The sequence below is a fragment of the Pseudomonas putida genome (assembly GCF_026625125.1).
Classification (GTDB): Bacteria; Pseudomonadota; Gammaproteobacteria; order Pseudomonadales; family Pseudomonadaceae; genus Aquipseudomonas; species Aquipseudomonas putida_X.
Genome location: NZ_CP113097.1, coordinates 2,741,374 through 2,759,969 on the forward strand (window position 1 = coordinate 2,741,374; position 18,596 = coordinate 2,759,969).

At 59.3% G+C, this 18,596-nt stretch carries 14 protein-coding genes and 4 pseudogenes; 15 read left to right on the plus strand and 3 right to left on the minus strand.

Features of this window, described 5'->3' with window-relative positions:
• Positions 1-206: 206 nt before the first annotated feature.
• From OSW16_RS12635 to OSW16_RS27105, 8 genes and pseudogenes are all read left to right on the plus strand, one after another.
• A pseudogene (locus OSW16_RS12635) lies at positions 207-515 on the plus strand (sugar-binding protein); the annotation flags it as partial.
• Between the two features lie 237 nt (positions 516-752).
• Positions 753-1,223 (plus strand): SMI1/KNR4 family protein, encoded by a 471-nt coding sequence (locus OSW16_RS12640; protein WP_267823571.1) that lies wholly within the window; start codon positions 753-755, stop codon positions 1,221-1,223.
• A 294-nt stretch (positions 1,224-1,517) separates the two neighbouring features.
• Positions 1,518-2,402 (plus strand): annotated as a pseudogene (locus OSW16_RS12645) (RHS repeat domain-containing protein); the annotation flags it as partial.
• Between the two features lie 302 nt (positions 2,403-2,704).
• On the plus strand, positions 2,705-3,277 hold the full coding sequence (locus OSW16_RS12650; protein ID WP_267823573.1) for a hypothetical protein: 573 nt from the start codon (positions 2,705-2,707) through the stop codon (positions 3,275-3,277).
• Positions 3,278-3,434: 157 nt separating this feature from the next.
• Positions 3,435-4,030 (plus strand): annotated as a pseudogene (locus tag OSW16_RS12655) (RHS repeat domain-containing protein); the annotation flags it as partial.
• A 386-nt stretch (positions 4,031-4,416) separates the two neighbouring features.
• Complete coding sequence (locus tag OSW16_RS12660; protein WP_267823575.1) at positions 4,417-5,013, plus strand: hypothetical protein; 597 nt, start codon at positions 4,417-4,419, stop codon at positions 5,011-5,013.
• 339 nt (positions 5,014-5,352) lie between these two features.
• Positions 5,353-5,622, plus strand: a complete 270-nt coding sequence (locus OSW16_RS12665) for a hypothetical protein (RefSeq protein WP_267823577.1) — start codon at positions 5,353-5,355, stop codon at positions 5,620-5,622.
• 21 nt (positions 5,623-5,643) lie between these two features.
• Positions 5,644-5,939 (plus strand): annotated as a pseudogene (locus OSW16_RS27105) (sugar-binding protein); the annotation flags it as partial.
• Between the two features lie 1,056 nt (positions 5,940-6,995).
• Here OSW16_RS27105 and OSW16_RS12670 read toward each other — a convergent pair.
• Positions 6,996-7,265, minus strand: coding sequence for a DUF3077 domain-containing protein (locus OSW16_RS12670; protein WP_241807125.1), 270 nt, complete (start codon positions 7,263-7,265; stop codon positions 6,996-6,998).
• Between the two features lie 164 nt (positions 7,266-7,429).
• On the minus strand, positions 7,430-7,672 hold the full coding sequence (locus OSW16_RS12675) for a hypothetical protein (protein WP_267823580.1): 243 nt from the start codon (positions 7,670-7,672) through the stop codon (positions 7,430-7,432).
• 481 nt (positions 7,673-8,153) lie between these two features.
• On the opposite strand from OSW16_RS12675, the gene OSW16_RS12680 reads away from it, so the two are divergent.
• The 7 genes from OSW16_RS12680 to OSW16_RS12710 all read left to right on the plus strand — a co-directional run bounded on the left by OSW16_RS12680 (position 8,154) and on the right by OSW16_RS12710 (position 17,512).
• On the plus strand, positions 8,154-9,323 hold the full coding sequence (locus tag OSW16_RS12680) for a M20 aminoacylase family protein (RefSeq protein ID WP_267823582.1): 1,170 nt from the start codon (positions 8,154-8,156) through the stop codon (positions 9,321-9,323).
• Between the two features lie 156 nt (positions 9,324-9,479).
• Positions 9,480-10,790, plus strand: a complete 1,311-nt coding sequence (locus tag OSW16_RS12685) for a citrate-proton symporter (protein ID WP_267823584.1) — start codon at positions 9,480-9,482, stop codon at positions 10,788-10,790.
• Positions 10,787-12,244 carry an amidase gene (locus tag OSW16_RS12690; protein ID WP_267823586.1) on the plus strand — a complete coding sequence of 486 codons (1,458 nt, stop codon included), beginning with the start codon at positions 10,787-10,789 and terminating at the stop codon, positions 12,242-12,244. Before OSW16_RS12685 ends, OSW16_RS12690 begins: the two co-directional genes overlap by 4 nt.
• Positions 12,245-12,313: 69 nt before the next feature.
• Positions 12,314-13,087 carry an IclR family transcriptional regulator gene (locus OSW16_RS12695; RefSeq protein WP_267823588.1) on the plus strand — a complete coding sequence of 258 codons (774 nt, stop codon included), beginning with the start codon at positions 12,314-12,316 and terminating at the stop codon, positions 13,085-13,087.
• 261 nt (positions 13,088-13,348) lie between these two features.
• Positions 13,349-14,005, plus strand: a complete 657-nt coding sequence (locus tag OSW16_RS12700) for an ABC transporter ATP-binding protein (RefSeq protein WP_267823590.1) — start codon at positions 13,349-13,351, stop codon at positions 14,003-14,005.
• Positions 14,005-16,464, plus strand: a complete 2,460-nt coding sequence (locus OSW16_RS12705) for an ABC transporter permease (protein WP_267823592.1) — start codon at positions 14,005-14,007, stop codon at positions 16,462-16,464. Before OSW16_RS12700 ends, OSW16_RS12705 begins: the two co-directional genes overlap by 1 nt.
• Positions 16,454-17,512, plus strand: a complete 1,059-nt coding sequence (locus tag OSW16_RS12710) for a lipocalin-like domain-containing protein (RefSeq protein WP_267823594.1) — start codon at positions 16,454-16,456, stop codon at positions 17,510-17,512. The genes OSW16_RS12705 and OSW16_RS12710 overlap by 11 nt, the downstream gene beginning before the upstream one ends.
• 63 nt (positions 17,513-17,575) lie before the next feature.
• Here the strand turns inward: OSW16_RS12710 and OSW16_RS12715 are convergent, their stop codons facing one another.
• Positions 17,576-18,571 carry an aldo/keto reductase gene (locus tag OSW16_RS12715; RefSeq protein WP_267823596.1) on the minus strand — a complete coding sequence of 332 codons (996 nt, stop codon included), beginning with the start codon at positions 18,569-18,571 and terminating at the stop codon, positions 17,576-17,578.
• Between the last annotated feature and the right edge of the window lie 25 nt (positions 18,572-18,596).

An 18,596-nucleotide genomic window follows, 5' to 3' on the forward strand; every position in this document is an offset into this window, starting at 1 on the left:
CAAACTGGTGGTAGATAGGGGGGTGCCTAAGTTATTGAACTGTTCCTATAATGCTCTTTAACAAAGGAATGGATATTTATGGAGCTGATGATTCCTCATTTTTTCAAAACCACTATGGGTGGAATCAAATCGTTGTCGCTCTGGGCTGCCGAGAATTATCGTTCCTGCCGGTGCGCGATAAAGTTTAAGGCTTTGTACGAGAAGGAATCTCACAAACCGGTTACGGCGAGAATTGCGAACAGCCCCAACGCGAAACGCTGTTCGAACGCGACCCAGTTGGCCGCTTGTTGACCAAGCTCAACCACGATGCGCGACAAGACTATGCCTATGCCTATGCCTATGACGATGTTGACGGGTTGCTGAGCATCCAGCGTCAACCCAGCGGAATCGGCAAACAACCCGGCATCACCGAATAATAGCTGGAATACGCCTATGACCTGCTGGGGCGACTGACCCATGAAATCACCCCTCAAGGCGTGCTCGGCTACGAATACGACCCGCTGAGCAACCTGACCCTACGTCAGCTGACCCAAGACGAGTCTGGCCGATGGCGCAAGTTTTAAGTGGTTTCCATTCGAGGCATGATAGGGTATTGCAAAAGTGTCCTAATCAGTGGGATAAGACTTGGGTAGCCGGGGGCGAACTAAGGCTCCTCTATAGTAGCGCGCCTCCGAGTATGAGCCGTAGACCATTAAATACTTAAAAGAAATCTTATTGGAAACTGCCAGCATTGAACTTTTGAGAGGGTTGGTATGAGCTATATTGATGTGCTTGACTCAGAGATTAATTTAAGTGGTGAGGAACCTGCGTTTGCAGGTGGCGCAACAGAAGAAGTCATCCTCGCTTTCGAGAAGGCGCTAAGTGTTAAATTTCCCGACTCGTATAAAGAATTTCTTAGGAAATATGGTGCTTTGTCATTTGCAGGCGATACTTATTACGGGATTACTAAGAATGGCGTGGACGCAGTATCCATCCCCAGCGTGGCCTTTGCTACTAAAAGCGCTAGAGCAGCTGGAGAGGCCGACGATTCGATGATCGTCGTTAAGGCTTCAGGATATGGGCCGATTTATTCAATCGATACCTCTATAACTGGGGCCGCTGGAAAGCCTGCGGTGGTAGAGACAGAGCTTTCGTTTAAACGGAAAAAAGATAAAAAAGTTATTTCTCAAGACTTTCAAGAATTTTTTACTGATATGGTAAGGCAGGCAATAAAGCAGCTATAGTCGGCCAGTGGTCAAGCCATGATTGATTTTCGGCTTGGATGATGAGCATAAAATCTATGCTTTGTCATGGATTTCGGTGCGTTCGGCAACATCATTGGCTTTACCTTGCCTGACGGTAATCGCCTGCGCTCAAGCATCCGCCAGGATGCCAACAGCCAGCAAGTTTGCGACGAGTACCACAAGGCCATCCGCCTGACTGCGTTGGTCAACGAAAACAGCATGCCGTACCGCTTTGCCTACGATGCGGCACCCAACCTCCACCGGCAAGCAATGGGCATCACCGAAGAAAAGCTGGAATACGCCTACAACCCGGTTCACCGTCGCTACCAGTACGACACGGTGGACGAATTGGTGCGCACGCTGGACAAGCTACGCGGCGAGATCAAGTACGAACACGATGCCAACGGCCAGTTGCACAGCCGCGATACCGGCTCATTGGTGGGCAGCGAAGAGTTCCGCTACGACCCGGCGGCCAACCGCCTGGACTTCAATGCGCGTCAGTTTGAGAAGGTCCAAGACAACCGCATCAAGCGTTGGCGTGATTAGAAGTACCGCTACGACCCGTGGGGCAACCTGATCGAGAAGCGCTCGGGGCACAGCAGGCTGCAGAGCTTTAGTTATGACTGTGAAAACCGGCTGGTTCGGGCGGCGACGCTGGTCAATGGCAAGCACCGGCACGTATCGCTATGACAGTCTGGGACGGCGGATTGCCAAAACCGCTGAAATCGAATGTGCGACGGAGCAGAAGCACGTCCTCTGGCAAGGATTGCGGATGCTGCGCGAGGAGACGCCCGGGCAGAGCATCCTCTATTTCTACGAGCCAGGTAGCTATGCGCCGTTAGCGCGGGTTCACCAGGCGGAAGGGGAGGAGCAGAAGGACTAATACTTCCACACTGACCAGATTGGTACGCCGCTGGAGCTGACGGATAGCGAAGGCCAAATTGTCTGGCAGGCGACATATCGGTGTTGGGGCGCGGTTGACCAGCTGACGGTTAATGAAATCGAGCAGAATCTGAGGTTCCAAGGCCAGTATTTTGATACCGAAACAGAACTGTACTACAACACTTTCTAATATACGATCCAGAAGTAGGTAGATTTACTACTCAGGATCCAATTGGGAAAAATGGAGGACTCAAACTTTACCGATATGCACCAAATCCATCATCGTGGATCGATCCATGAACTGGGTATTACACTTGATTCCCCATCATGGTTTCTCAATGAGATTGAAGGCTCTGATAAATTGCAACAGGTGTTTCATGACGCGATTAGAAAAGAAGGAGTACCTTTCAACAGGAAGTTTGAGGGAACTACTGAGGACCTAGTTAAGAAGCTGGATAAGGCATATGAGGGTATCCCTCAAAAACACTCAAAATCCCACGTTCTGGTGAAGTTATTGCGAAAAACGTAACAATCGGTGAGGCTCTTACCAAGTCCATGGGTAAGGCTTCGAGTAGTAATTCTGCAGGAGGGTGTAGTTAGTGAAAACAAAAGCTAACATTCAATTGTTTTCCCCAGGCATTGTGTTGTTTGATCCGCTGGTGTTGTCAAGTTTCTTGCAGCATAATGGTGTTGCGGATTCAAACGTGTTCGAGCAATTTATTCAGGATGAAAATTTGGGTAGGGCTGCTATTGAAAACGGCGTGATTTGTCCAATGTATCAAATCTCAGAGCAGGATTACTCAGTTTTCATTGAGAACGGAAATGATGCTAAGTATGAACTGCCGGTGCCAAAATTTTCTTACTCTGATTTTCCGCTCAAGATTAAATCAGGTATTATGATTGCGTCTGATTTGAATGCTCTTTTGGATTGGGATGATGACTTTTTCTTGAGTTACAAGAAGAGGTACGACTCCCGGCTTTCGAGTAATGATTTTCTTGAAATCGAATCAGGCCTTTACAATTTGACAATTAATGGGTACGTGGGACTTCGGAGTCGTTCCGCCAACTGCGGCTATGGTTTGATTTTTCAAGCTGTGGACTGCTTGCCCGCTGTTTCCAAGGATACTTTTGCAGACGACTTGGATTTTGAGTTGGCCGGTTACCAGCAATGATCGCAGAGTGGTGGAACCGGTAGCGCATCTGGCCATGGACGACCTGGCCGTTAACCATGTACTCAACCAGCGTCGGCAGGTAAATGGGCATCGCCGATACGGTAATGACCCGCAGGGCTGATTGACCCAGGAAATAACACCGCAAGGCGTGCTCGGCTATGAATACGATTCCCTGAGCAAGCTGCGCGGGGAGATCAAACACGAATACGAAGCCAACGGCCAGTTGCACAGCCGCGATATCGGGTCCCTCGTAGGTAGTGAAGAGTTCAGCTACGACCCGGCAGCCAACCGCTTGGACTTCAATGCGCGTCAGTTTGAGAAGGTCCAAGGCAACCGCATCAAGCGTTGGCGGGATCAGGAGTATTGGTATGACAGCCTGGGTCGGCGGGTTGCCAAGCAATCCGAGATCAACGGCAGCACGGAGCAGAAGCACTTCCTTTGGTAAGGGCTGAGGATGCTGCGTAAGCAGATGCCTGAGCAGAGCATGCTGTATGTCTAGGAGCCGGGCAGCTATGCGCCGTTGGCAAGGGTCGATTGGGCGGAAGGGGGCGCGCAGAAAGTCTACTACTTCCACACTGACCAGATTGGAACGCCTCTGGAGCTGACTGATAGCAAAAGCCAAATTGTCTGGCAGGTGACGTATCGGGCTTGGGGGCGATTGAGCAGGTGTCGATCAATGAAGTCGAGCAGAATCTGCATTTCCAAGGTCAGTATTCTGATACTGACGAGCCGCTGGGGTGGTGTTCTTCCAGGCTTGGGCAGAACATGGGGCATAGGACGGGAGATGGGATGGCTAACCATCACCTTACTCCTGAGTAGTTCATTAATAAGCCTATTGTCAGTTCTATGTTTAAAAGGCTAAAAGGGCTAGGGTTTGATGCCGACGGGGCGTAAAATGGTATTTTCTTGCCCGATAAGAAAAATGTTCAGCTTGTCGATGTGCCAGGGCATTGAACGAATCGTGATGTCTATGCCGCTGCTGTTGGTAAGAAATTACTCGAGCTCAATAAAATGGCACGACAATGGAGTGATATTCAGTTGGCTTTGGGTATTAAAAATATCCAGGATTGAGCAAGGTCCGGACTTCAGAACGGGTTGCTTAATACTGATCCATCTAACTTTAGGTTGCTGTGAAGTTTATGAAAGAATTTTATATGATCAGTGCTGCGGAAAGCGACCATGTTCCGCTTTTCTTTGACGAGGTGTGGGTCCCAGAATTGCCTGCGTTCAATCAAGTGATTGCGAATCCTGATGTATTGGATTTTTCAGATTCTTATGAGATGGAAGCTGACCTGAATAAATTTCACGTCGATGTGACATTTGAGCAGTATCTCGCCTCATCGGAATTCATTCGAATGTGCGAAAATTTTAATTGTAAGTTTCTGAGCATACCTGTGATGATTTCGCTTCGCGGCTCTACGAAGCCTGAAAAAGATTATAAGTTTTTCTGTGTGCTTAGTAGATGTTCATTACTAGACGTCGAGCGGTCTACCTTTGAATTGGTGGATGACGGGCTCTTGCGCCCAGAGAATGAACGGCAATATATGTCTCCTTTATATGCTCGAATAGATAGGTTTTGCGCAAGGTCAGATGTAGAATATGATTTATTCTACTGTGAAGAGTTGAAGCAAGTGGTCTGTTCTTCCGAATTTAGAGAAGCATACTTAAAAAATAGTTTCATTGGCCTCTATTTTGAAAAAATTGATGAAGGATTTGTATGTGCTCCTTGGAGTTGAGCTCGTAAAGTCAAGCACTTCTAGAACTGCGCTGGTAGAAACACCCATTACCGGTGCATGAGAAATTATATAGATCAATTGGAAGTGGAAGTCATTGCGGGTGTGAAGTCTCTGGCATGTGAACGAAGTCATCAACCTTAAAGGGGTTAATGTATGGTGACCGAGGTTGATTTGGATTTGGTGCAGGTTGTTAGTTCTGAGATCTATTAGAAGATGCTGTCATAATTAACTAGCGTCGTTGGAATTGAGATCGAGTCAGGATATGCGGAGGTCTTCGCAAGGCACGATGCAGCGAAGCTAGTGAGAGCGGGTCTAATCGCTCAAGATATAATGGTTTTTATGAACGAAAAATATGATTTCATAAAACAATATTCTATCGTTAAACTGTCTGCACGTCCCAAAGATGAAGAGGATGAAGAGTATTCTCCGGGATTCGCTCCCCCTGATGATGAGAGAAGCAAAACACTCAAAGTAGGCAAGTATTCGCGAGGCTTTTTGGTTACCGATAGTATAGAGTACGCTTTGGCTATCGAAGGGATCGAGCCTTTGCTTCAATATTTAAAAAACCTAGAATTCCAAATGCAAAAAACTATGCTGGTCAAATTATAGGTTTTGTCGACGTTAAGTGAAATTCACCGTCGCTACCCATACGATCCGGCAGGTGAACAGATACGCTCCCTCGACAAAGCGCGTGGCGAAATCAAGTGCGAGTACGAAGGCCACGTCCAGTTGGACAGTCGCAATACCCGCTCGGACAGTGGTAAACGGCTAGATTGAAAGTACGAGGGTTTAATAGCTATGAAAGCCTGGTGCGGCGGATTGCCAAGCAGTCGGAGATTAATGGCACCGCGGAGCAGAAGCGTTTCTTGTGGCAAGGGCTCCGGGTATTGCGTGAGGAGACGCCTGGCCAGAGCATTCTGTGTCTTCTACCTTGAGACTGTCGATGATCAATTATTGACTTCTGATTTCTAGGCCTAATTCAAGCCCTATCTGCTCCCGATAAGGTTACTCATCCATGTTAAGGCATAATTTATTCCCATCCACTATTTTGCAGGGCCATCTATTTTCTGTGTAACTGTCGGGCACAAAACAGAAACCGGGGTGGCTTACCCAATAGGTCTGCCAGGCCGAGCCTGACTTCCTCAGTTGTGGGCAACTGGTATAGTCCAGTTTATTAAGCGCAATTGTCGTGACGATGCCCGCTAACGGCGCGAGCACGATGAGCGAGTAAACAGAGGCTTTCATCATTCCCGTCTGAAATTTCGCAAGGCCGGATTTGGTAGGTGGATCGAACCTTTTTCCTGTGTATATTGCGAACGCGCTTGCAACGACGCAAACAAGCATCACGGGCGGGGCCATGAGCAAGCCGAAAGCCATGTATTGAACCTCAATTGCCGACGCCTGTCGCCACAGCTGCCCGTAAATTGGCAGCACATGAGCGATCAACCAATACGTAGAAAATCCACCTATTGTCGCACATATCAAGAGCGTCAATGCGGCACGTAGCCTGAACTTGAGAGATTCAGTAGACCATTTACTCGGAGTCATTGGTGCGTGCTCAAAACCTAGGGTGTTGAAGTCCGGAAAGCGCAGGCAGCTTGACGCCTCAGGCCAATCGAAGCCTGGTGTGCTCGGAATAAAATTAGGGGGTAAATCATGTAGTAATCCTGAATCCCTTTGTCGATGGCCGCACGCAACAAGCGCTTCAGTAAAACTATTGATAACGTCATTCTATAGCGCTCAAGGTCGCTCGTGTCGATGGGTTCGGTCAATTGTCGGATATTGTCAACGGGGTAACGTTGGGCGTCCCTTTGATCTCAAGGTCGTTATCCCCAAGCAGAGCACCCAGACACGCCATTGAGTCGCCCCGGCCATGGGCTTCGATAAGAGATCGGTGGCCGCATCCCAAGCCTCGTTCGATAACTACACAGCCGGCCCATCAAAATCTGCCACACGAAAAGGCCAGCCTGCAGATTGACTACCTAACGACGCATCCCGAGCTCAGCATCATCCAGAAGCGCCTTGGCCAGCGCGCTCAGGTAGTAGGACGCCCAGATCAGTTGCGGATTTTCATCCATCACCCCGGTGATGGTCAGATCGCGCACGCAACCCATCAGCTCCGAGGCTTGCTCCCTGGCATCCTGGCAGGGGATACCTGGGGCGATGCAGAACAGCGGGCGGGTTTGGCCCTCAGCCTGGTAGAACATGGTTTTGCCGGGTGTGGTGTATTCGTTTGTGCCGTCTTTTGGCATTGGCTAGCTCCCTGAAAATGCGGGTGCCTGGGCTGGCCCTTTCGCCGGCAAGCCGGGCCCACACGGGTTCACCACGCGCCTAAGGGTCGTCTACAACCTCAGGGGCGGCGCCGTGCGAGTGGTTAGCCTTTGAAAACGCCAGAACAGGCCTGACATGATGCGGCTTAGTGAAGCGTTCTCGGCTCTGTCGGCATTTGCACTTGCACCAAGGCCACCTCAAGCAGCTTGCGCAAGGTTTCGAGCTCGTGCATGGAGGTCATGATCAACAAGGAGCAGGGCGATTTGGGGTGCATCACCATCGCCTGCTGGGCGACGGCCTCGGCACAGAGTGCGTAGTCCGCAGCCATCATGAGTGTGTCTTCCAGGGTGTGGGGAGTGTGGGGTGGGTCGGGGACTATCTTCAGCATAAAACCCTCTCAGTGCCTGCAGGGCTGCCGCAAATCCGCTGTCAAACGGAAAGGGTGGCAGCTGTTCGTGGGTTGACAGACCGAGGGCACTGAGAATCCCGGCGCACACAGAGGTGCCCCACGTACAGCTGCCATAACAGGCATTGCACATGCTCTCAGTGACTCACGGTCTGTCAAAACCGTATCGCCGATTGGCAGCGACCGGCCGAGACTATGACCCACGTTTAGCGCATGCAACGAAAAACAGGTGCACGCATTATCTTTGGGAAATGGACTACAACAAAGGGAATTAATCTGATTCTTTCAGCCGTTTTCCGTAGGAAAACATCCCCGCCACCGTGATGTTCCACCACGTGAAACCACATTCAATTGTGCTCCCGCCCCACTCGCGCTTATCTGTTCGCAACCACGACCTGCCTCAACCGTCGTGACCTCAAAGCGAACAACAAGAACGGGACCCACCCGCGCGAGGAGATTCCCCATGCAGCAGCACCAGCACATCCTGGCCTGGCTCACCGACGTAGCCAGCGACCTGCGCGCCATCCGCCACGATATCCATGCCCACCCCGAACTCGGTTTTGAAGAAAGCCGCACCGCGGCCCTGGTCGCGCAACTGCTCCAGGAGTGGGGCTACGAAGTGCACACCGGCATCGGCAAAACCGGTGTGGTCGGCGTGCTGCGCAATGGCAGCAGCCCACGCAAACTGGGCCTGCGTGCCGATATGGACGCACTGCCTATCGTAGAAACCACCGGCGCTGAATACACCAGCCGTCACCAGGGCTGCATGCACGCCTGCGGCCATGACGGCCACACCACCATGCTGCTCGGCGCGGCTCGCTACCTGGCGGCCACGCGCCAGTTCGACGGCACGCTGACGCTGATTTTCCAGCCGGCCGAGGAGGGCCAGGGCGGGGCCGAGGCGATGCTGGCCGATGGGCTGCTGGAGCGCTTCCCGTGTGATGCGCTGTTCGGCATGCACAACATGCCGGGGCTGCCGGCGGGGCACCTGGGTTTTCGTGAAGGGCCGATGATGGCTTCGCAGGACCTGCTGACCGTGACCATCGAAGGCGTCGGCGGGCATGGCTCCATGCCGCACCTGACGGTCGACCCATTGGTGGCGGCAGCCAGTGTGGTGATGGCGCTGCAAACCGTGGTGGCGCGCAATATCGATGCGCAGGAGGCGGCGGTGGTAACCGTGGGCGCCCTGCAGGCAGGCGAGGCGGCCAACGTGATCCCGCAGCAGGCGCTGCTGCGGTTGAGCTTGCGTGCGCTGAACGCCGAGGTGCGGGCGCAGACCTTGGAGCGGGTGCAGGCGATCATCGTCAGCCAGGCCCAAAGCTATGGCTGCAGCGCCCGCATCGAACACCGCCCGGCGTACCCGGTGCTGGTCAACCACCCCGACGAAAACGCCTTTGCCCACCAGGTCGGCGTCGAGCTGCTCGGCGCCGAGGCGGTGGATGGCAACACCCGCAAGCTGATGGGCAGCGAAGACTTCGCCTGGATGCTGCAACGCTGCCCCGGCGCCTACCTGTTCATCGGCAACGGCGTACAGCGCCCGATGGTGCACAACCCTGCCTACGACTTCAACGACGACATCCTGCTGACCGGTGCCGCCTACTGGGGCGCCCTCACCGAGCGCTGGCTCAACTAGGCAGCTTCAAGCTTCAAGCTTCAAGCTTCGAGCTTCAAGCTGCAAGTAAAGGCCGCGCATGGCCCGCTTCTGCTTGCAGCTTGCAGCTTGCAGCTTGCAGCTTGCAGCTCGCCGTTCGCCGCCGTTTCTGGCCAACAGATTGATGGAGTGTCCCGCATGCAGACTTCACACACAGGCGCGTCGCGTACCCGGCAAGTGGTCGCGGCGGTCATCGGTAATGCCCTGGAGTGGTATGACTTTATCGTGTACGGCTTTCTGGCCAGCATCATCGCCCGCCAGTTCTTTCCCTCCGACGACGAGTACGCCTCGCTGCTGATGGCCTTGGCCACCTTCGGCGTGGGATTTTTCATGCGGCCGGTGGGCGGGGTGCTGCTGGGTATCTATTCCGACCGCAAAGGGCGCAAGGCGGCGATGCAACTGATCATCCGCCTGATGACCGTGTCCATCGCCATGATCGCCTTTGCGCCCAGCTACCTGGTCATTGGCATGGGCGCGCCGCTGTTGATCGTGGTGGCGCGCATGCTGCAGGGCTTTGCCACGGGCGGGGAATACGCCAGTGCCACGGCGTTTCTGGTAGAAAGTGCACCGGCCCATCGCAAGGGGCTGTATGGCTCGTGGCAGCTGGTGGGGCAGTGCCTGGCGGTGTTTTCGGGCGCGGCCATGGTCGCGCTGGTGACCCACCTGTGCACTCCCGAGGCGTTGGACAGCTGGGGCTGGCGAATTCCGTTCGTGATCGGCTTGCTGATCGGGCCGGTGGGGCTGTGGATTCGCAAGCACATGGAAGAGCCCGAGGCGTTCCTCGAAGCGCGCAAGCAGGCCAAGGGCCAGGCGCCGAGCTTGTGGCAGGTGCTGCGCGAGCATCGGCGCAGCTTGCTGGTGTCGATGGGGCTGGCCTGTGGGGCGACCGTGTCGTTTTACGTGGTGCTGGTGAACATGCCCACCTTCGCCCACAAAAACCTTGGCCTGCCACTGGACCAGGTGCTGCTGGTGCAGATGCTGGCCGTGGGCCTGATGACCGTGGTCATCCCCCTGGCCGGAGCACTGTCGGACCGGCTTGGCCGGCGCCCGGTGCTGATGGCCTTTACCTTGGCATTTTTCGTGATGGTGTACCCGCTGTACGTGTGGGTAGCCGCAGCGCCGTCGATCGAGCGCCTGCTGGTGATGCAACTGCTGCTGTGTACCGCCATCGGCGGCTTCTTCGGGCCGGCGCCCACCGCCTTGGCCGAGCAGTTCCCGATCGAGGTGCGCTCCACCGGGGTGTCGGTGGCCTATAACGTGGCGGTGATGGTGTTCGGCGGCTTCGCGCCGTTGATCGTCACGTGGCTGAGCAAGGTGCTGGGCACCCCGGTGGCGCCGTCGTTCTATGTGCTGTTCGCTTGCTTGTTGACTCTGCTGGGCACCTACTGCCTGAAAGAAGCCCCTCGCGCTGGCAAAGCTGCCGCTTTCAACTTTGGAGTGAAACCGTGAACCCGTTAGCCATTGACCCGATCGTTGCCCTGGATGCCCAGGCGCTGTCCGAGGCGATCCACGCGCGCCAGGTGTCGTGCCGTGAAGTGATGCAGGCCTACCTGGGCCACATCGAGCGCTTCAACCCACAGGTCAATGCGCTGGTGTCGCTGCGCGAGGGCGCGGTGCTGCTGGCCGAGGCCGAGGTGCGTGACCGCGAATTGGCCGCCGGCCAGTCGCGCGGCTGGATGCATGGTATGCCGCAGGCGGTCAAGGACCTGGCCGCCACGGCGGGGCTGCGCACGACGCTTGGCTCGCCGCTGTTTGCCGAGCAAGTGCCGGCGCATGACGCCATCAGCGTGGCGCGGGTGCGGGCGAGCGGGGCGATCATTGTCGGCAAAAGCAATGTGCCGGAATTCGGCCTCGGCTCGCAGAGCTACAACACGTTGTTCGGCACCACCACCAATGCCTATGACCACCGCCGTGTGGCCGGCGGCAGCAGTGGCGGCGCCGCGGCGGCGTTGGCCATGCGCCTGCTGCCGGTGGCTGACGGCAGCGACATGATGGGCTCGCTGCGCAACCCGGCCGCGTTCAACAACGTGTTCGGCCTGCGCCCTTCGCAAGGGCGGGTGCCTTACGGGCCAACGCCGGAGCTGTTCGTGCAGCAGTTGGCCACCGAGGGGCCGATGGGGCGCACGGTGACGGACGTGGCGCGCTTGCTGTCGGTGCAGGCCGGGCACGACCCGCGCGCGCCGCTGTCGCTCAGTGACGGCCCGCGTGACTTTGCCGCCGGGTTGCAGCGCGATTTCAAAGGGGTGCGGGTGGGCTGGCTGGGCAACTTTGACGGCTACCTGCCGATGGACGAGGGGGTGATGGACCTGTGTCAGGCGGCCTTGGCAGACTTCGCCGAGCTGGGCTGCGAGGTCGAGGCGTGCCAGCCAGGGTTTGACCCGGGGCGTTTATGGCAATGCTGGCTCACCCTTCGCCACTTCCTGGTGCACGGCAACCTGGGCGCGGCGTATGCCGACCCAGGCAAGCGTGCACAGCTCAAGCCTGAGGCGCAGTGGGAAGTGGAGGGCGGCCTGCGCCTGACCGCGGCGGACGTCTACCAGGCTTCGCTGGACCGCAGCGCGTGGTACCTGGCGCTGGGCAAGTTGTTCGAGCGTTACGATTATTTGCTGTTGCCGGCTGCCCAAGTGTTCCCTTTCGATGCAGCCGAGCCGTGGCCCAAGGTGGTTGGCGGGCAGGCGATGGACACCTACCACCGCTGGATGGAGGTGGTGATTGGCCCGACTTTGGCCGGCCTGCCGAGCATGAGCGTGCCGGTGGGGTTCAACGCCGCCGGGCTGCCGATGGGCCTGCAGATCATAGGCCCGGCCCAGGCGGACCATGCCGTGCTGCAACTGGCCTATGCCCACGAACAACTGACCCGCTGGGTAGCGCGGCAGCCGCCTGGGTGCCTGCAGGTGCGCTGAAAGCCCTGGGCAGGCCCGTATCTTGCTGGGCATGATGACCATCCACGCACAGACACGGAGGTCGAACCCATGGGTATTACCGCAGACAGCGGGGGCGTGCGCTCGGTGGAGCGGGCACTGGCGATTGTCGAACTGCTTGGTGAACACCACGCGCTGGGGCTCGAAGAGCTGCATTACCTGACGGCACTGCCCAAAGCCACGGTATCGCGCATGCTCGCCACCTTGCAGGAGCAGGGCTGGGTCTACCGTGGCCTGAGCGACCGCCGTTACCGCTTGTGTGCCCGGCGCCTGTTTGGCGACCGCCAGCTGCGCTTCAAGCGCACACTGGTGGAACGCGCCGCGCCGCTGTTGTTGGAGCTGAGCGAGCGCACCGGGCTGGTGGCGGACCTTTCTTCTTTTGACGGCGAACGGCTGGAGGTGATGGAAAGCGCCATTGCGCAGGTGCTGCGCAAACGCTACCCGCACACCTGCCAGCTCGTTGGGCACCATGCCAGCTTGTTTCACTCGGCCATGGGCCGGGCGTGCCTGAAGGAGCTGGCGCCGGATGAGGTACAGCGCCTGGCGGCGCATGAGCGGGTGCGCGATGAGGCGCTGTTGCGCGATATCGAGGCTGATGGGCACAACGGCTTTGGCCAGCGCACCGAAGGGTTCTGGGAATACCCGGTGCGCTTGCCGTTCCTGATCCGGGCGATTGCCCTGCCGGTGCGGGTGGAGGGGCGGCTGGTGGGCAGCATCGCGCTGCACTGGCCGCTGGACCTGGCACCGGTGGAGCGGGTGCAGAGCTTGCACCTGAACAGCTTGGCGGCGACGGTGGGGCAGGTACAGCACGCGTTGCTGAACTGAGGCGGCTGTTCCGGCCTCACCGCCGGCAAGCTGGCCTCATCGCCGGCAAGCCGGCCACAGGGACCTGGGCTGGGTTCAGGAATCTGGACACCCATCCAATGCCCTGGGCAGTCCAGGTACAGCACAGAGCTCAAGCACTGCGCGGTCCCTGTGGGAGCCGGCTTGCCGGCGATGAGGCCAGTGAAAACAGTGCAAACAGTTGCCCCAAAGCGGCGTTTGCAGCTATGCCTACTGTTGCCCCCCAAACAAGGTCCCAAGCTAATGTTGGTCGTCGAAAACCTGCGCAAGTCATTCGCCACCGCCCAAGGCCCTCTGGAGGTGCTGCGCGGGGTGGACCTGTCGCTGGACCGTGGCAGCAGCCTGGCCCTGATGGGCGAGTCGGGCAGCGGCAAGAGCACCTTGCTGCACCTGCTGGCGGGCCTGGACCGCGCCGACAGCGGGCGCATCCTGATCGATGGCCAACCACTGGACAACCGCGGCGAAGCGGCCTTGGCACGCTGGCGGCGCGAGAGCATCGGCCTGGTGTTCCAGCAGTACAACCTCATCAGCAGCCTGGACGTGGCGGCCAACCTGGCCTTCCAAGCGCGCCTGGCGGGGCGCCATGACCCGGCCTGGGTGACCCACTTGGCCCGCCGGTTGGGGCTGGCCCCATTGCTGCAACGCTACCCGGAGCAACTGTCTGGCGGGCAGCAGCAGCGCGTTGCCATCGGCCGCGCGCTGGCCAGCCGGCCGTTACTTCTGCTGGCTGACGAGCCCACCGGCAGCCTTGACGAGGCCAGCAGCGATGAAGTGTTGGCGCTGCTGCTGCAACTGGTGAACGAGGCGGGTAGCAGCGTGCTGATGGTGACCCACAGCCAGCGCCTGGCCGCCAGGCTGCAGCGCCGCTGCATGCTGCAGATGGGCCGGGTGCAGGGGTGATGATCAGTTTGCGGACCACCTTGCAGGCCCTGTGCAGCCATTGGTGGCGCCACCGGCTGCAGTGCATCAGCATCTTCACCGGGCTGTGGCTGGCCACGGCGCTGTGGAGCGGCGTTCAGGCGCTCAACACCCAGGCCCGTAACGACTACGCACAAGCCAGTGCGGTGCTTGCCGGGCCTGCCCGCCCACAACTGGTAGCACGCTCGGGGCAGCGTTTCGACCAGGCGTTGTATGTGCAATTGCGCAGGCTGGGCTGGCCGGTGACGCCCGTGCTGGAAGGGCGCCTGCGCCTGGCGGGGCAGCAGCAGGTCGCGTTGCGGCTGATCGGCATCGAGCCGCTTGGCCTGTTGCCGGGCATGGCCGTGGCCGGTGCCGATGTGCAGAATTTTGACTTACAGGCGTTCGTGGGCACGCCGGGGCAAGCGTGGGTAGGCCCGGACACGCTGCGCCAGCTGGGCCGCCAGCCCGGCGATCAGGTCAGCACGGTGGACGGGCAGGTACTGCCGCCGCTTACCTTGCACGCGCAGCTGGCACCGGGTGTAGTGGTGGTCGACATCGGCCAGGCGCAGGCCTTGCTCGATGCCCCCGGGCAATTGTCGTGGCTGCTCAGCGACAGTGACCGGCCACTGCCGAGTGACATCGCGGCCAGCCTGAAGCTGCAGCCGCCCGGCGACGATGCCGACCTGCAGCGGCTGACCGCCAGCTTTCACCTGAACCTCACCGCCCTCGGCCTGCTGGCCTTCGTGGTGGGGTTATTCATTGCCCATGCTGCCATCGGGCTAGCGCTGGAGCAGCGCCGCGGGTTGATCCGCACCTTGCGCGCATGCGGTGTGAGCCTGAAGGTGCTGTTGACAGCGCTCGCCTTGGAGCTGGGGTTGTTTGCGCTGCTGGGTGGTGTGGCGGGCGTGGCTGCAGGCTACCTGCTGGCCGCGCTGATGCTGCCTGATTTCGCCTCCAGCCTGCGCGGGCTTTATGGGGCCCAGGTGGCAGGGCAATTGCACTTGCCGGCGCACTGGTGGCTGGCAGGCATTGCCGTCAGCTTGTTCGGCGCACTGCTGGCGGGGCTCGACAGCCTGCTGCGTGCGGCGCGTCTGCCATTGCTGGCCTTGGCGCAGCCCCAGGCCTGGCGCCTGGCGCAAGTGCCTTGGTTGCGGCGCCAGGGTGGCGCTGGCGCCGTGCTGCTGATGGTGGCGGCGGGCTGCGGCTACCTGGGTCAGGGGCTGCCCAGTGCGTTTGGCATGCTGGCCGCTTTGCTGCTGGCGGCGGCGCTGTTGTTGCCGGGGTTGCTGGCGCTTTTGCTCGGCGGCCTGGCGCGGGTGTGCAAGCGCCCGCTGGCGCAGTGGTTCGTTGCCGACAGCCGCCAGCAACTGCCGGCCTTGAGCTTGGCACTGATGGCGCTGTTGCTGGCCTTGGCCGCCAGTGTCGGGGTCGGCGGCATGACCGAAGGCTTTCGCCGCACCTTCATCGGCTGGCTGGACCAGCGCCTGGCCGCCGATGTGTACGTCACGCCCCGCGACAGCGCGCAGGCGCAGCAGATCTACGCGCGCTTGCGGGCAGACCGTACCGTCAGCGCGGTGCTGCCCAGCTGGCGGGTGGACTGGCGCCTGCAGCAGTGGCCGGTGCAGGTACAGGGGGTGGATGATCACCGCTTCTACCGTCAGCACTGGCCATTGCTGCAGCAGGCGCCGGGCGCCTGGCAGGCGCTGGCCGACGGCCGTGGTGCGATGCTCAGCGAGCAGCTGGCCCGTCGCCTTGGCCTGGCTGTAGGGCAGGCCCTGCAGTTGCCTGGCGAGCCACCGCAGGCCATGGCCGTGGTGGGCATTTATGCCGACTATGGCAACCCCAAGGGCCATGTGCTGGTCAACGCTGACTGGTTGCGCAGGCATGCACCAGCGGCCAGCCTGGCCGGCTTGAGCCTGCTGGTACCGCCTGAACGGGTAGCTGCACTGAAGGATGAACTGCAACAACGCTATGCCCTGGATGACAATCAGGTGGTGGAGCAGGCCCGCCTCAAAGCCTGGTCGAGCGAGGTGTTCAGCCGCACCTTCGCGGTCACCGCGGCATTGAACAGCCTGACGCTAGGGGTTGCCGGCGTTGCGTTGTTCATCAGCCAGCTGACCTTGAGCCAGCGCCGCCTGGGGCAGTTGGCGCCGTTGTGGGCGTTGGGTGTGCCACGGCGCTGGCTGGCCTGGCTGAGCCTGGGGCAAACGCTGATGCTCAGTTGCTTCACCGTGCTGCTGGCGATACCCCTGGGCCTGCTGCTGGCCTGGTGCCTGGTGGCGGTGGTGAACGTGCAGGCGTTCGGTTGGCGGTTGCCTTGGCATGTATTTACCGGGCAGCTGGTGCAACTGGCGGTATTAGGTCTGTTGACCAGCCTGCTGGCCAGCGCCTGGCCGTTATGGCAGCTGGCACGCAGCCAGCCAAGCGCACTGTTGAGGCAATTTGCCGATGAAAGCTGAAACGTGGCTGTTGATGGCATGCCTGCTGCTGGCCGGCTGCGACCCGCCTGCGCCAGCAGCCAAGAGCTTTGCGGGCCTGGGTGAGGATGCGGCGGCGTTCAGCCAGGTGGTACCGGGGCATGCGCTGGCATTCCCCCGTGACCATGGCGCGCACGAGGGCTTTCGTATCGAATGGTGGTACGTCACCGCCAACCTGCGCGATGCCCAGGGCCGTGACTGGGGCGTGCAATGGACGTTGTTCCGCTCGGCCTTGCGGCCCGGGCCTGAGACCTGGAACTGGAACAGCCCCAACCTGTGGATGGGCCACGCCGCGCTGACCGGCCCGGGCGGCCATCAGGTCAGTGAAACCCTGGCGCGCGGTGGCATCGGCCAGGCTGGCGTCGAGGCGCAACCGTTCCGGGAGTGGATCAACGACTGGTCGCTGCTGGGCAAGCCCGGTGTCGAGCGCCTGCAGATGCGTGCCAGCGGGGAGGGGTTTGGCTATGACCTGGCCCTCACCAGCGATCAGCCGCTGCTGCTGCACGGGGTGCAGGGCTACAGCGAAAAATCCGGCAAGGGCCAGGCGTCGTACTACTACAGTCAGCCGTTCTACAGGGTCAGTGGAGAGGTCGAGCGAGCGGGGCAGCGTGTCGCCGTCACAGGGCAGGCCTGGCTTGACCGGGAATGGAGCAGCCAGCCGTTGGCCGCCGGGCAAAGTGGCTGGGACTGGTTTTCCCTGCACCTGGATACGGGCGCCAAGCTGATGCTGTTCCAGGTACGCGAGGATCAAGGGCCGCCTTACCGCGCGGGCACCTGGGTCGATGCCCAGGGGCAGGTACGGGCGCTGCAGGGCGGGCAGATCGAATTGGCACCGCTGGCCTGGACGCGGCAAGACAATGGCAAACAGGTGCCCACCCGCTGGCGGGTGAAAGTGCCAGCGGTGCAGGTGGATGTCGAGGTGGATGCGCTAGAGCCCAAAGCCTGGATGGGCACACGCTTTCCTTATTGGGAGGGCCCGGTACGTGTGGGCGAGAAGGGCCGTGGGTATCTGGAGATGACGGGTTACTGAGGCCCGCACAGGCAGCGCAGTGCTGTGCGGGCATCGGATTGCCACCGGTGGGACTTCACCGGCCTACTTGAAGCCCGTCACCGCATGTGGCACGTACGGGGCTTGCAGGCGCTGCACTTCCTCAGCGCTGAGCTCGAACTGCAGCGCGCCAATCGCATCGTCGAGGTGCGCCACCTTCGATGCCCCTACGATCGGCGCCGAAACCCCTCGCTTGCCCAGGACCCAGGCCAGCGCCACCTGCGCCATGGGCACGCCACGTTCGCCGGCGATCTGTTCGACCACATCGATCACCCGACCGTCTTCCACTTCAGTTTTTTCATAGAACGACTGGCCGGAAATGTCGGTACGGGTACGCGCGGTCTGCTGGCCATGCGGGCGGGTCAGGCGGCCGCGGGCCATCGGGCTCCAGGGCATCAGGCCCACGCCCTGGTCCAGGCACAGCGGGATCATTTCGCGCTCTTCCTCGCGGTAGATCAGGTTGAGGTAGTTCTGCATCGACACGAAGCGGCTCCAGCCGTTGCTGGCTGCCACCTGCTGGGCTTTGGCGAACTGCCAGGCATACATCGAGGAGGCGCCGATGTAGCGCGCCTTGCCGGCTTTGACCACATCGTGCAGCGCTTCCATGGTCTCCTCGATGGGCGTGTGGTAGTCCCAGCGGTGGATCTGGTAGAGGTCTACATAGTCGGTGCCAAGGCGGGTGAGGCTGGCGTCGATATTGGCCATGATCGCCTTGCGGGACAGGCCTTGCTCGTTGGGCCGGGTGCTGCCTTCCCACATGTTGGCCGGGAAGAACACCTTGGTGGCGATCACGGTTTCTTCGCGGCGGGAGAACGCCTTCAGCAGCTTGCCCAGGATCAGCTCCGAGGTGCCGGCCGAGTAGCTGTTGGCGGTGTCGAAGAAGTTGATGCCTTGCTCCACGGCGTGGCGGATGATCGGGCGGCTGTCGTCTTCGCCGAGGGTCCAGGGGTGGGTGCCGGCGCCCGGCTCGCCGAAGGTCATGCAGCCCAGGCACAGTTTCGAAACATCCAGGCCGGTGTTGCCCAACTTGACGTACTGCATCCGCTTCTCCTCGTGGTCGTTTGCG

Bases quoted from the DNA above. Each gene is read 5' to 3' on its own strand.
- OSW16_RS12715 (WP_267823596.1), bottom strand. From the start codon at position 18,571: ATGCAGTACGTCAAGTTGGGCAACACCGGCCTGGATGTTTCGAAACTG.
- OSW16_RS12710 (WP_267823594.1), top strand. From the start codon at position 16,454: ATGAAAGCTGAAACGTGGCTGTTGATGGCATGCCTGCTGCTGGCCGGC.
- OSW16_RS12705 (WP_267823592.1), top strand. From the start codon at position 14,005: ATGATCAGTTTGCGGACCACCTTGCAGGCCCTGTGCAGCCATTGGTGG.
- OSW16_RS12700 (WP_267823590.1), top strand. From the start codon at position 13,349: ATGTTGGTCGTCGAAAACCTGCGCAAGTCATTCGCCACCGCCCAAGGC.
- OSW16_RS12675 (WP_267823580.1), bottom strand. From the start codon at position 7,672: ATGCTGAAGATAGTCCCCGACCCACCCCACACTCCCCACACCCTGGAA.
- OSW16_RS12670 (WP_241807125.1), bottom strand. From the start codon at position 7,265: ATGCCAAAAGACGGCACAAACGAATACACCACACCCGGCAAAACCATG.
- OSW16_RS12685 (WP_267823584.1), top strand. From the start codon at position 9,480: ATGCAGACTTCACACACAGGCGCGTCGCGTACCCGGCAAGTGGTCGCG.
- OSW16_RS12680 (WP_267823582.1), top strand. From the start codon at position 8,154: ATGCAGCAGCACCAGCACATCCTGGCCTGGCTCACCGACGTAGCCAGC.
- OSW16_RS12640 (WP_267823571.1), top strand. From the start codon at position 753: ATGAGCTATATTGATGTGCTTGACTCAGAGATTAATTTAAGTGGTGAG.
- OSW16_RS12660 (WP_267823575.1), top strand. From the start codon at position 4,417: ATGAAAGAATTTTATATGATCAGTGCTGCGGAAAGCGACCATGTTCCG.
- OSW16_RS12665 (WP_267823577.1), top strand. From the start codon at position 5,353: ATGAACGAAAAATATGATTTCATAAAACAATATTCTATCGTTAAACTG.
- OSW16_RS12695 (WP_267823588.1), top strand. From the start codon at position 12,314: ATGGGTATTACCGCAGACAGCGGGGGCGTGCGCTCGGTGGAGCGGGCA.